This is a genomic window from Imperialibacter sp., from assembly GCF_048007035.1.
Taxonomy (GTDB): Bacteria; Bacteroidota; Bacteroidia; order Cytophagales; family Cyclobacteriaceae; genus Imperialibacter.
The window spans coordinates 6,811,916-6,825,908 of sequence record NZ_CP180355.1; the positions used below are offsets into that span (position 1 = coordinate 6,811,916).

Genomic DNA, 13,993 nt, shown 5'->3' on the forward strand with positions numbered 1-13,993 from the left:
CCTGCAAAATGTAATTCCTAATTTGCCTCTTTGCACTTGTAGAATTGGCATAGGGAGACTCGCTTTTAACTTACTTTCTATCCTGTATTCGACAAAGAAGTAAATTTCGTCTGTTTTTGATGTGGCTGCTTCGAAAATGCACAAATACCCAGCTTCGATAACTTTCTTAACGAGAATGCAAAACGAGATGCGAACAAGAAAAGGGACTTAACAATTGTGAGTTCAACTTACCCAGTTCTATGACATATTCTTCCAACGATTGGTTCTTGACCAACAGTATTTGGGCTGGCGTTAACCAGTTCTCCGATTACCTGAAAGATCGCAGCATCTGGTTTGGCAATGAATACCTTTACTAAACCTAGATATTAGTCTCGGCAGAATAGAAACCAGAGCATTTAGAAATCCGTCTATTTGTTAGCATCTCCAAAGATTTCACGGTCTCGCACTTTACGTGAAAAGCAGATATGATCCACATAAAAGTACCTTCATTTGGATTAAACCTTCTCCTCAAAATCTTTAACAGAGCCAACATCTCCCAGGTGCTAAAAAATAATAGACACAGGAAATACCTTCTATATTTGTGTAAAAGTGGAAAGATTCATCGACGCAAGGAGCTGGCCTCCAAGGCTGTCATTAATTCTTCATCTTTATCGATACCGTCGTACTTGTCATCAGGTACCGCACCCTACCCTGCCATTGAAAGGAAGCCAGTGCCCTCACTTCATAGTCATTTGGAAGTATATAAGTGTGGCTCACTTCATTGCCACACGCAAAGTAACCGTCTCCAAAATCCCAATAGAACTCGGCATTGGCCGGATATGCTCCCGCCAAATGAGATTTAAATCTGGAAGCTTGATTGATAACTCCTGGCACTTCTTCGTCTATCTTTAGCTCCAGAAACTCGTTCAGTTCATACTCGTGGTCAATTTCATAGATTGTTCGGCTCGTGGACGCCTCCAAAATTGATAGCTTTATATCATAGGTGCCATGAGTATCATAACAATGGCTTACTGATCGTCCTTCTCCGCTAAAAGTGTCGCCAAAGTCCCAGCGATACTTTACGTCTCCATTATTACTCTCAGACTGGTATTCCAAATCGACACAGAGGTTACAGGTTAGTCTGTGTGAAAATGCGTTTTCGTTAGTGAAGATTTTTTCCGCAAGACAGATATCCTCACCAGTCAGCTCCGAGTACAACTCCTCCGACGTGGTGACAAATGAGTAAATATCTTGATTTCCCTGCTCGTTGCCGGAGACGAAGTATATCTTTTCGCCAATTGGAGGGAGGCTAAAGTGCTTGTTGTCATGCCGGTCATTAAATTGATTACCCAGGTTCTTCGGTCCTGACCATTCGTTCCAATTGTCTCCTTGTTTAACTGAATAAAAGATATCGAGGCCACCGTAGCCCTCCTGACCGTCAGAGGAATAGAAGAGGAATCGACCGTCTGGAGAAAACGATGGAGAGGTATCTTCTCCGGGTGTATTCAGGACACCAAGGTTGATCGGCGTATCCCATGCCTTTTTACTTACTCTGTGGCTGATATAAATATCTCTTCCACCCCTTGAGTCGTCCATTTCCGCAGAAATTAGCATGTGCTTGCCGTCCTCAGAGACAAAAAAGTCAGCGTATCCGGACTTATTCTTGAAACCCTTTATAGTAAAATTGGCAGGGGTAGTCCATTTGCCATTGCGAAGCTCGGAATAGGAAAGTCCCTCGCCTGAAATCTCTCCATTGTCGTAAGTATTACCCAAAATCAAATTAATGACTCCCTCTTCGACTGTAATGGAGGTGACAAAATTAGGCCCTCTGTTGTTCAGAGGCGGTGGGAGGCGCTCAACCTTTGTCCAAGTATGTGTCTTTGGATCCCAGGTTGCAGTCCAAATATCTTCGGCGTCTTTGGTGCCTCCAACGTTGTCGGGGTGGTTACTTCTGCTAAAAAAAAGTCGCCCTTCACCTGGCTCTACCAGAGGTCCATGCTCATCGTAAATACTATTAACTCCATATTCGTTATTCTTCTGAACCGAAGAAATATTTCTTTTGTCCACCTTCCCAAGCGGAGATCCTGCCGGAACGTGGTGTTTTGCACTTACCTTAGAGTCGGAGAAAATTATCTTGTTTTGGGCCTGCCCAAAAACAACTACGGAAGCTAGAATTCCAGTAAGAAAAACTCTTTTCTTAACAAAAAGGAAAGTTACCAGCCCCAACCACGTAATTAACGAGAACCCGAAATGGCTTTTTGAAATACAATTTATCCGCATTTATTTCAACTATTTGGTCAGTGTTTTGAAATCAGAGATTCAAAGCCATGTTTCAATCTACGATTTACTTAAAAAAATCATTATTACCCATATAAAATTGGATTAAACCAATGACTGGGATAAAAAATTATTGACTAAAAATCAAAACGAAGGCCTTAGCAAACAATGACAATTTCTCATTCAAATTTCCGAAAATTTTGAATGAGACAGTCTGTTGTTAATTACCTTACAATGTGATGATCCACAAGAAATCAGCGATCATAATACTATTAAATCCAGCTTTAGGTTGTCTGCAAACGAAGAAATCCATGGCGATTAAAAAGAGAACTTCTCCTTGAATTCAAGTAGCTCCTGCCTCAGGCTTTCCGGGTGAGGCATGTTGATATAATCAGCCAGCAGAGTCTCAGGGCTCACTTTTAATTCCATAAGGCTAATGTGCTGGTTAATGAAAGTGTACTCAAGTTCGGGAAACATCTCCTTCATGGCATCCACGATGTCCAGAATGGGCAAGTTCTTATCAACAACATTATAGATACCGGAAGGCACTTGCTTCAGCAAAGTCTCCTTGATAATCTCGGCTACGTGCGTCACGTGTATAAAAGCCCTGGCTTGTTTGCCGTTGCCAAAAATCTGGATCCGATTGCCAAAGTTGGCATCAAACATAAACCGGTTGATGACGGCATCGAACCTCATACTCTTATTGTAGCCGTATACATTACCACATCGTAGTATAACCGCATCCTTATTTGTGCCCAATCGAACTACATGTTCCTCTCCCCTATGCTTTGAAATACCATAAAACGTAGACGGATCAGTGTCGGCTCTTTCGGTGGCAAGCTCCTCACTGGCGCCATAAACGGCGGTACTGCTGGTGTAGATGAGTTTCTTTACGTTATCCAGCTCTTCCACAGCATACACCAGCTCGGCGGTTCCCCAGTGGTTTACCTGTTCGTAAAAGTGTGAGTCGGTGTTGGCAAATGGTGTGGTTACCCTGGCTGCCAAATGAATCACAGCGTCCACTTCCTTCAGGTGCTTCCTTAGGGTTCTACTGTCAAGCAACTCAGCCGAGACCAGCTTTATCCTTTCATGACCAGGGTACTTTTGACCAAAGAAAAAATTGAAATTGCCCTTGCTCAGGTTATCATACACGATGATCTTCTCAACCTCCGGCTGTTGGCACAAATTCCCTACCACCTGGGTTCCAATATACCCGGCTCCTCCTGTAATTAATACTCGCATCTATTTACTGATTAGGTCAGTATGTAAACCACATTCTGTTTTTTTCATCCCAAACCATCTGGCTTCACGTTCCTGCATTTCAGGATCCATTTTACGGGTACACGGCTCACAGCCTATACTCATATAGCCCTTGGCGTCCATGGGATGCCTCGGCAAATTGTGCTCCCTGATGTATTGAAAAATCATCTTTGCATTCCAGTCCAGCATCGGATGGAAACGAAACGTATTATGCGGCGCAGGTTGCTCCACTTTCATAGCTGCCCTTACAGCGCTTTGGTCAGCTCTTACGCCATTGATCCAGATGTCGTGCTCTTGAAGCAAAGCATCGGTTGGTTGCGTTTTATTGATATAGCAGCAGTAGTCCGGGTCACTCGTAAATAGCAGCTTGCCGTCATTACCTACCTGCATGTTTCTTGGCATACTTGATTTTACATCGAGCACTTTTATTCCGAACTCTTTAGCCACCTGATCCTTAAAAGCTATCGTATCTGGAAAAAGGTAGCCGGTATTGATAAAATAGACGGGAATCGAGTTATCTATTCTGCTCAGCATGTGCAGCATTACCAGGCTGTGCGTTTGAAAAGAAGAGGTTGTAAACAACTTCTTCCCTTCTGCCTTATACTCTTTAATTTTTGTTTCTAGCTCTTGAAAAGTCACTTCCTTATAGTTTAAAAAGTGAAACCCTCATTCCCGGTGAAAAATTCCGAAAGCGTATGAGAAAGCAAGATTAATACAAAAAATGTTTGTATAGAAGAAAATTCAGAGCCAATCCCTGGAAAGTTTTTCAGCCGCAATTATGCCACTCAACACTGTCCCCGGAATCCCCTGGCCCGGGTAAGCAGTGTCACCACACAGGTAGGCTCTTTTCGGTCCAAGTCTGGCGTTGAGCATTTGCCATGGCCTTATTTTCATGTATTGCGGGTAGCCACCCACGAAACCCCATTTTCTTCCTGTCCACTTTTCCCACGCCTTTGGCCCTGAGTTGTGTTTGTAAACGATGTCCTTTCGCCTCAGAAAACCATGGTGCTCGAGGGTGTCGATGATTTCCTTTTCCAAAATATCGCTGGCAATTTCAGTGCCTCCGGGGTGCGGAATGTGCGTTGTGACCGACGCCACCATCAGGCCTTCCACATCCGAACGGGTTTCGTCAAGCGGGTGGCTTAAGCTTAAAAAAATGCTTTTGGATTTTATCCCACTTAACGGTGCGTGCAGGTGAATCTGGTAATGAATGGCGTCGAAGTGTTTCCTGGGCCTGAAACCTATGCTAAGCTGAAAGGCACTATTTAGCATCTTTGATGGCATGTCCTTTGCTTCATTTCGCTGAATTTGGGGAAATACTTCCCGGAGATTATTGATTGGGATTGCGCCGATTACGTATTTCGATTCAAAAATGCCCTTTGAAGAGTTAATGATGTATCTCTCACCGGCGGTTGTTATCTTCTCCGCCCGACACCTCAAGGCTACTACCCCACCCATGCTTTCAATATAGTCTACCAAGGGGTTAACAAGATTGACCATACCTCCATCCAGATAGTAATTGCCATAGTTAGTGTAGCAAAGGGCTGTTGCTCCAAACAGCACATTCACTTCCCCCATCCGATTTTGAGCGGTAATGAGCAACTGTTCATTAACGAATGCAACAAATCGCTCATTTTGGTCAAGCCCATGCTTTTGCAGAAGCTCGGCCATAGATGAGAAGCTCCATCTCGCATAGCTAAAATCAGTTATGCGTGCTCTGTAAGCCAATTTTACCAGATCAGAAAAGGATGAAGGGGGAAACTCCCTGAATCGAAGTGAGGCATCCCACACAAACCGGCTGACATCGTAACAAAACTCCCAAAATGGGCGTTGGCCTTTGCTTCCAAAAATCCGTTCCGCCTCCTTTATCCAGTCTTCAATAGCTTCATAGCGGTTAATGATTGTTCCATCTGCCAACACCACCTGCATGGGCAAAGCAAGCTTTCTGGCAGGCAGGTGGATACCTGTTTTGTCCAACAGATACTTCAACGGCATCCCTTTATCCAGCCCAACCAGTGTGGTGGCACCAGTTTCAAAAACAAAACCCTTACGCCAATATGAGCTTGTACATCCTCCAGGTAGGTAATTTTGCTCCAGCACAGCCACTGTTAGTCCTTTCTGAGCCAACAGAGCAGCGCTTGTTAAACCACCCATTCCGCTTCCCACCACACATGCATCAAATCTATTCTCCATGCCCTGAAGTATTGTTTAATATATTGCTCAAAAAATTAAACAAGTTGACTCTTCATAATGTTTGCTAAGTAATTGATTCTATTAACAGGAATTATTGCACTTATTTACCAAATAAACGTTTATAGAATTTCAAACACTTTTCAATGAAGGTAGCAGTCTATAGAAAAGAACATTTTAATGCGGCACACAGGCTCAACAATCCGGCCTGGAGTGAGGAAAAGAACAGAAAGATTTTTGGGAAGTGCAATAATGACAACTACCATGGACACAATTACGATTTGGTGGTAAAACTAGTAGGAGAGCCTGACCCTGAAACAGGGTACGTATTTGATATGAAAGTATTAAGCGATTTGGTAAAGGAGCACGTAACAAAAAAATTTGATCATAAAAACCTAAATGTCGATGTGGAAGAGTTTCGCTCGTTAAATCCCACTGCTGAAAATATTGCCATCGTGATCTATGACTTGCTGAGAGCCAGGATTGACCACAAACTTGATTTAAAAATTACCCTATATGAAACGGAAAGAAACTTTGTTGAGTACCCAGCCTAGCCAGGCATTGGACATAGATGATTTGGACGACGATCACGTTGCTACTTCCTATGAAACTCCGTTGAGAGCGGATGCTTTTGAGATGGACGACGATCTCAAAATGGAGCTTATTGCCAAGCATTTCAGGGAGATTATGCACATTCTTGGCATGGATCTCACTGACGATAGCCTGAAAGGCACTCCCAACAGAGTGGCTAAAATGTATGTTAAGGAAGTATTCAGCGGCTTAAACCCCAAAAATAAGCCTACGGCAAAGCTGTTTGACAACAAATACGAGTACAACGAGATGCTGGTAGAGCGTGACATTACCTTCTATTCGTATTGCGAGCATCACTTTGTCCCTATTTATGGTAAAGCTCATGTGGCTTACATTTCCAGCGGAAAGGTGATTGGCTTGTCCAAAATCAACCGGATTGTTCAGTACTATGCAAAAAGACCTCAGGTACAGGAAAGAATGACTGTGCAGATTGCCAATGAGCTGAAAAAGATTTTGAAGACAGAGAATGTAGGGGTTGTAGTGGATGCCGTGCACATGTGTGTTTCTTCACGTGGGGTGGGCGACACTAATAGCAGAACCGGCACAGCACATTTCAGCGGCAAGTTTTCAGATGAAAACACTAAAAAGGAATTTTTGAATTACATCAATACGCCCAACAATCTCAATGGTAAATAAGTAAACAGCTCTGTCGGTTTGTTGTGTTTGCAGGGCAAAAGTTCTTGGCAATTAAAATTCCGGGTGAATAGCAATATCTTCTATCCATCCAGACATGGAAAATAGCATCTCTTCAAAAATCATCCGATTATATTAAATTTTTTCAATTTACTCAGCTATTTTTGCGCCCCTGAAATGAGCCTTAACACATCTTAAGGACTAACAACTTTTCATTGAACTAAAAACTGACCATGAACAGTATAGTGTATTTAGTCCCTGCTCTGGGGATTTTAGGATTGATCGTTATGATCATGAAATCGTCTTGGGTATCGAAACAAGATGCGGGTGATGACAACATGAAGGTATTGGCTGGCTACATCGCCGACGGTGCCATGGCTTTCCTGAAAGCAGAGTGGAAAGTGCTTGGCTATTTCGTGGTAATTGCCGCCATTCTGCTGGCCTATTCAGGCACGCTTGTTCCTGATTCTCATCCTACCATCGCTATTGCCTTTGTAATAGGTGCCGTTCTCTCTGCGTTTGCTGGTTGGGTAGGTATGAACATCGCCACAAAGGCAAACGTGAGGACCACCCAAGCCGCCAGAACCTCCCTTGCCCAGGCCTTGAAAGTTTCTTTTAACGGCGGTGCCGTTATGGGCCTTGGGGTAGCTGGTCTGGCTGTATTGGGCCTTGGCTCACTGTTCATTGTATTGGTTCAGATTTTCGTGCCCGAAGGGGCTGCGGCTACAGGCCTCGAAATGAAAACTGCTATAGAAGTGTTAGCTGGTTTTTCTTTAGGAGCCGAATCTATCGCTCTTTTCGCCCGTGTTGGTGGTGGTATATACACCAAAGCCGCTGACGTAGGCGCTGACCTTGTTGGCAAAGTTGAAGCTGGCATTCCCGAAGACGACGTTCGTAACCCCGCAACAATCGCCGACAACGTGGGTGACAACGTGGGTGACGTAGCAGGTATGGGCGCTGACCTTTTCGGGTCTTACGTGGCCACCATTCTTGCTACCATGGTATTAGGACAAGAAATTGACGCTTCTGCCGATGCTTTCGGTGGGTTCTCTCCCATTTTGCTGCCAATGATCATTGCCGGTATGGGGCTTGTTTTCTCCATAGTAGGAACATTTTTTGTCCGCATCAAAAGTGAAACTTCCAGTGTTCAGGCAGCTTTGAACATGGGCAACTGGTCATCTATCTTCCTGACTGGTGTCGGTTCTTTCTTCCTGGTAAAGTACATGCTACCTGCCAGCCTTTCCATCCGGGGTTATGAATTCACAAACATGGATGTGTTCTACGCCATCCTGCTTGGCCTTGTGGTTGGCGCCTTGATGAGCATCGTGACGGAGTACTACACAGCCATGGGCAAGAAGCCTGTTAACTCAATTGTTCAGCAGTCTTCCACAGGCCATGCAACCAATATTATCGGTGGGCTTTCTGTCGGAATGGAATCAACAGTTTTACCTATTCTGATTCTTGCAGCCGGCATTTATGGCTCGTTCTCATTTGCCGGTCTTTACGGAGTAGCCATTGCGGCGGCTGGTATGATGGCCACTACAGCCATGCAGCTTGCCATCGACGCCTTTGGCCCGATTGCAGATAATGCCGGAGGTATCGCTGAAATGAGTGGTCTTCCTAAAGAAGTTCGTGAACGCACCGACAACCTGGACGCAGTTGGTAACACTACCGCAGCAGCAGGAAAAGGTTTCGCTATCGCTTCGGCTGCCCTTACAGCACTTGCCCTCTTTGCAGCATTTGTTGGTGTAGCTGGAATCGACTCAATCGATATTTACAAAGCTGATGTGCTTGCAGGCTTGTTCGTGGGCGGAATGATCCCATTCATATTTTCATCCCTTGCCATTGCTGCCGTGGGTCGTGCCGCTATGGACATGGTGAACGAAGTGCGTCGTCAGTTCAAAGAGATTCCTGGCATTATGGAGTACAAAGGAAAGCCAGAATACGACAAATGCGTAGCCATTTCAACCAAAGCTTCCATTCGTGAAATGATGCTGCCCGGTGCCATTGCCCTGCTGACTCCGATCATTGTTGGTTTCAGCTTTGGCCCTGAAGTACTCGGGGGAACGCTAGCCGGCATCACTGTTTCTGGTGTATTGATGGGAATTTTTCAAAACAACGCCGGTGGTGCCTGGGACAATGCCAAGAAGTCGTTCGAAAAGGGCGTTGAAATCAATGGCAAGATGGAATACAAAGGCTCTGAGCCGCACAAAGCGTCAGTGACTGGTGATACTGTTGGTGATCCTTTCAAGGACACTTCCGGGCCGTCAATGAACATTCTTATCAAGCTTACGTCTATTGTGGCGCTCATCATTGCGCCACATATTTCCGAAAAACCTCATACTGTATCGATAGACCAGCAGCTCAATGAGCAAACTGCAAAAGAGATCAGCGTGAAGGTGGAGAAAGTACTAGAAAAGGTTAAGTAAAACCAAGTCTCGCAAAAGCTATACAAGAAACGAAATGACCCGTACCAGAAAGAGGCACGGGTCATTTTTTTGCCTTATTCTGTGTGCTCCTTTGGAAACTTCACCACAATAGTGGTGCCCTTACCAACCTGGCTCTTGAGCACGATAGCGGCCCCCAGCCTGTCAGCTATTTTCTTTACAACATACAAGCCAAGGCCGTCTCCCTGCGATAACTGACTGCCTTTAAAAAACATATCAAAGCACCTGTCCTGCACATTTTGGGGAATGCCCACGCCATTGTCTTCTACAGTAAGGTGTACATGATCTTTAGATCCCCCGGTAAAGCTAATTACGAGTATCGGCTCTACTTTTGAGGAAAATATCAGGGTGTTTTCTACGATGTTCGTGAGCACGCTTTCTATCAAATCTTCGCTGGCATTAAAGCCTAAATCAGGCTCAATATTTACGGTCACTTTTGTGCCATAATCAGTCAGCCTGTCCTGAAAACCACTCAAAACCTTTTCGACCAGTTTGGCAGACGAGTCGCTGTCGAGATGAGTAAATGTTAATTCGGTGCTGGAAACATAGCTGATAGCAATCAACTTCTTAAGCATGCTGTCCATCCCGCTGATGACCTTATCAATCAACTCATAGAGTTCTCCTACTTTTTCGTCAGTATTTCTATCCTCAACCAGCTGGACAATCCCTCTTAAAGTCGTTAAAGGGCGCCTCAAATCATGTGAGGCCCGGTAGAGAAATGTATCCAGCTCACGGTAAGCTTTTTGCAGGTTAAGGGTCTTCTCCTCAACCAGCGTTTCCAGCTTTGAGTTAATCAGGTTGATTTGAGCATTCACATTGCTCAGTTCCTTGTTGCGAGACTCGATAAACTTATTCTGCTCGTCTACTTTGACTCGTTTTTCTTTTAACTCCTTATTTTGTGACTTAATCTCATGCAACGCATTCTCGAGCGCCGTGCCCATGCTATGAACCTGTGCTCCAAGCTCACCCAGATTCTTATTCTTTGAGGCGTCCGAAAAATTAAGGTTTGAATACTGCTGTAGCGACTTTAGGGTCTCGTTGAGGTTGTCACCAACCTTTGCTCTCAGCAACTCAAGCATGTGATTAATGTCGGCTCCTAGCCTCCTTAGTCTGGGGTTTGCCGCATGCTCTTTGAGTCTTACCGAAAAAACGCCGTTGTTCACCTGCTCGATAAGAAACTGCATTTCCATAATCAGCGCCTGATCCTTTTCAAGATTAGACTTGATCCTATCGACCTCCCCATTTATTTCATGGGCCATGTCTCTCATTTCCCGGCTTCCTCTCTCCGATATCTTTTCGTAACCGGTTCGGTCACCGTTCAAAAAAAGAAAAAAATTGATCAGGCCGCTCTTCAGCAGCATAAGAGGCCTTACTACCCATCGGGAAGTAATAGCCACCACCAGCACTACGCTTAGCACAGCCCCTAAGATGCTCATTATCAAATTCTTCCAGAGCATGTTTAGGTACGGAGCCATAAAGTCCTCCTTAGATATTTCAGCAACAACAAGCCAGTCAAATTCAGGTAAAACCCTTGTCATCAATAGGATAGTTTTTCCTTCCCTTTGAAACTCAGCGATGGACACTTTGCCACTGAGTATGTCGTCTGCTATTTCACCCAAGCCCGGTTCATTTTTAATATTGGATCCATTTGAAACAGAACTGCTATACCCAATCCTGGTAGTGTCGTTGTGAAGTTTGATGGTGCCGCTGCGGTCAACGATGTAAAGCTGCCCAATCAACTCAAGGCTATCATAGGTAATCACCGAACTAAACTTATCAAGCCGCATGGCCACGTCAGCCAGCCCCAGCACGCTACCATCATCCCCAATAATCTTATTGTTGACATAGAAAAGCAATTGCTTTTGCCGCACGTATTTGTTGATGTCTATGTTGAACTCCCGAAAGTTGTCACTATTGAGGAATTTCTTAAAAAAAGGATCTGCAGCGTCGGTCAATTTTCTCCGAGGCCAATGATTTGAAATAATAACCGGGTTTTCAACTGGGATAATGTGAAGGCTAACAATATTCTCGCTTGCTCCAATTTGGTCCAGGTACCTGAGAATTTGCGTGGTATCAGGTTGTTCGTTTCTGAGCCAGTCCTTAACAAATGGGCTGTTGGCTAAATATTTTGACACATGAATCGATTCGCTGACATTCTCCATAAACCGAACGGCAGCATAGTCAACCAACACAGGAAGCTCATTTGAAATGACCCTTTCCGTGACCGTCTTTTTGTTTTGATAAAAAGTCCATACACTTAAAATAGCACCAACGACCAAAATCAACAGTGATATCAGCACGGTAAGTATAACCTTGAGCCGTTGTTTCCTAAGGAAGGAGAAAAAATTGTAAGAAGGTTCTTTGAAAGAAGACATCTATACTTTACTAATCTGTATAACCTTAAATGTACAAGTTTGTTATCGTCATTAGCAACTGACCCCGGCATAGCCCATTCAACTGTGTGCACTTCACAAACTTTTTCAAACATTAAACTCGGAAAAATAAGTGACTTATAAAGAGAAGATGTTAATCTTGTAGTGATGAAGTTTATGAAAAAACTTGTATTTCCCTGTCTTGCATTGATTCTGCTGCTTTCCTCCTGCAAGGACGAGGAGGATAAGAAGAGCTATCTCACCTTTGACTTGTACAGCCCTGAGCTGGACATAACCAAGACAATCTGGCTCTATCTTCCTGCCGACTACCAGACAACCGAAAAGGAATATCCGGTAGTTTATTTTCAGGATGCTCAATGGGTTTTTGAAAAGCCTGAAGGGTACACGCAGGAAATGCATGTGGATGAAAACCTGCGAGCACTTGAGAAAGAAGGATTTGAAGGAGTGATTGTGGTAGGCATTCAAAGCAATGAGGAGACCAGAGCAGATGAATTTAGCCTTTATGCCAACCCTTCGTTGCGAGCGGGTGGGAAAGGTCAGCAATATCTGGACTTTATGGTTCAGACGCTAAAGCCAAACATCGATAGCCTGTATAGAACGAAAGAAGACCGCTCCAACACCGCTATTATGGGGGCGAGCCTCGGAGGTCTTGCAGCATTTTATGGGCTTACCCAATATCCCGAGGTATTTGGAAAGGCAGCTCTTTTTTCGGCAGCTCTGCATTTCAACGCTGACTCTGTGTTCTCAAAGGCGAGCCACAAGCTCGTTATGCAAGACGCTCGGATTTTTGGTGTTGTTGGAAAAAACGAGCTCAACAGCGAAGTGAATTTTCCGGCAGACAATGAGACGCTTTTCAAAGCACTCACAAAGTACATCCCATCTGAAAATGTAAACTTCACCATCCATGAAGATGGCGAACACAAAATATGGTTTTGGGAAAGGGAGTTTCCCAGTGCAGTACTTTTCCTGTTCTAACCCTTCGAATCCTGCTGGATAAACACAGCTAACGGTTTTACTTTCCCGGAAAAACGCCATCAAAATTTCCGTTCAAGGTTTCGATATTAAATAATTGTTGAAATTGCATAACATTTGATGCATTTTGGCACCTCATGAAACTATCGGAGTATCTCCTCACATCCCCTTATTACCTATTCTGGAAAGTCAAAAAACTATTTGACCCAAGTGACCCTGTCATAGATTTTTACATAGGAGAAATGATGGACTACTTTATTATGGAGCCTGTCATAAGAAAGTTTCCCCAATCCCGAATTGTTGCAAAAAACGCCCATATCAAAAAGGAGCTCGAATCACTCGGGGTGGCAGCCATATCCTGGCCCTCCTTTCCTGATGTCGTTATAATGGCCAGACATGCCATGCACGAATTTCCCATTGACAATGTGATCAAAATAGGAATGGCGCATGGTGTGTACCAGTTCAAAAAATTCATCAAAGCCAAAAAGTACAATGTTTTTCAGCGTTTCTTTATGACCTCTCAGGAGCACATGCTGATGGCAGAAAAAATTGGTGTAAAATGCGGAGTAGCTATTGGTTGCCCGAAACTGGATCAAGCTTTTAACGGTGAAATTGACGATGCCTATCTTGAGGAACTAAAGACGTCTTTGCATTTGGATCCAGCAAAACCCACCGTGATGTTCTCCGCCACCTGGGACAAGTCGGGCATGTCGGCTATCCACCTGTGGCATGAAAGGATAGAAGAGCTGAGCGATACCTACAATGTGATGGTGACCCTTCATCCGTTTATGAGCAAACGATATACGGATAACATACGTGGCAAAAAGAGCATCATCTACATTGACAGCTACAATACCGTTCCCTACCTGATGCTGGCCGACGTTCTGGTTTCGGACACCAGTAGCATCATTGGCGAGTATTGTGCCTTCAACAAACCTATCGTCTCCTTCAAAGTGGATACAGGCACCAGATTAACTGAAGACATCAAGGAGCTGATTAGCTCCATCAGCATCTCCGTCCAATCATTTGACGAGGCAAAAATTGCCATTGAAAAATCGTTAAGTAACGACACCCTTGGGGCGGCCCGGAAAGCAGCCAATAAGAAATTCTTCTATGCGCTCGATGGAAAAGCAGCCGACAGAGCAGCCGAAGAAATTGTAAAGGTGCTGCAAGAAAATAACCTGCATACCGACACATCATTGGTGCAGGTTTAAGACCGGGCAACTACCTGTTCACCAATCCAGCCGACCC

The 13,993-nt window shown here is 44.4% G+C and carries 10 protein-coding genes; 5 read left to right on the forward strand and 5 right to left on the reverse strand.

Features of this window, described 5'->3' with window-relative positions:
• Positions 1-633: 633 nt before the first annotated feature.
• The 4 genes from ACMVP2_RS28710 to ACMVP2_RS28725 all read right to left on the reverse strand — a co-directional run bounded on the left by ACMVP2_RS28710 (position 634) and on the right by ACMVP2_RS28725 (position 5,709).
• The gene (locus ACMVP2_RS28710) at positions 634-2,259 is read right to left on the reverse strand and encodes a PKD domain-containing protein (protein WP_416866160.1); all 1,626 of its coding nucleotides are present in this window, start codon (positions 2,257-2,259) and stop codon (positions 634-636) included.
• Positions 2,260-2,574: 315 nt separating this feature from the next.
• The gene (locus ACMVP2_RS28715) at positions 2,575-3,498 is read right to left on the reverse strand and encodes an SDR family oxidoreductase (protein ID WP_339792638.1); all 924 of its coding nucleotides are present in this window, start codon (positions 3,496-3,498) and stop codon (positions 2,575-2,577) included.
• Complete coding sequence (locus tag ACMVP2_RS28720; protein WP_416866161.1) at positions 3,499-4,155, reverse strand: phosphoadenylyl-sulfate reductase; 657 nt, start codon at positions 4,153-4,155, stop codon at positions 3,499-3,501.
• A gap of 102 nt (positions 4,156-4,257) precedes the next feature.
• Positions 4,258-5,709 carry a phytoene desaturase family protein gene (locus ACMVP2_RS28725; RefSeq protein ID WP_416866162.1) on the reverse strand — a complete coding sequence of 484 codons (1,452 nt, stop codon included), beginning with the start codon at positions 5,707-5,709 and terminating at the stop codon, positions 4,258-4,260.
• 143 nt (positions 5,710-5,852) lie between these two features.
• Between ACMVP2_RS28725 and ACMVP2_RS28730 the strand changes: the two genes are divergently transcribed.
• From ACMVP2_RS28730 to ACMVP2_RS28740, 3 genes are all read left to right on the forward strand, one after another.
• Positions 5,853-6,260: a 6-carboxytetrahydropterin synthase gene (locus ACMVP2_RS28730; RefSeq protein ID WP_339792643.1), complete on the forward strand. Its 408-nt coding sequence runs from the start codon at positions 5,853-5,855 to the stop codon at positions 6,258-6,260.
• Positions 6,223-6,933 (forward strand): GTP cyclohydrolase I FolE, encoded by a 711-nt coding sequence (gene folE, locus ACMVP2_RS28735; protein WP_339792644.1) that lies wholly within the window; start codon positions 6,223-6,225, stop codon positions 6,931-6,933. The genes ACMVP2_RS28730 and folE overlap by 38 nt, the downstream gene beginning before the upstream one ends.
• 230 nt (positions 6,934-7,163) lie before the next feature.
• Positions 7,164-9,359: a sodium-translocating pyrophosphatase gene (locus tag ACMVP2_RS28740; RefSeq protein WP_416866163.1), complete on the forward strand. Its 2,196-nt coding sequence runs from the start codon at positions 7,164-7,166 to the stop codon at positions 9,357-9,359.
• Between the two features lie 74 nt (positions 9,360-9,433).
• On the opposite strand, the gene ACMVP2_RS28745 is transcribed toward ACMVP2_RS28740, so the two are convergent.
• Complete coding sequence (locus tag ACMVP2_RS28745) at positions 9,434-11,752, reverse strand: ATP-binding protein (RefSeq protein WP_416866164.1); 2,319 nt, start codon at positions 11,750-11,752, stop codon at positions 9,434-9,436.
• A 174-nt stretch (positions 11,753-11,926) separates the two neighbouring features.
• Here ACMVP2_RS28745 and ACMVP2_RS28750 point away from each other — a divergent pair, with 174 nt between their 5' ends.
• Complete coding sequence (locus tag ACMVP2_RS28750; RefSeq protein WP_416866165.1) at positions 11,927-12,745, forward strand: alpha/beta hydrolase; 819 nt, start codon at positions 11,927-11,929, stop codon at positions 12,743-12,745.
• Between the two features lie 134 nt (positions 12,746-12,879).
• Complete coding sequence (locus ACMVP2_RS28755) at positions 12,880-13,956, forward strand: CDP-glycerol glycerophosphotransferase family protein (RefSeq protein WP_416866166.1); 1,077 nt, start codon at positions 12,880-12,882, stop codon at positions 13,954-13,956.
• Positions 13,957-13,993 lie beyond the last annotated feature (37 nt).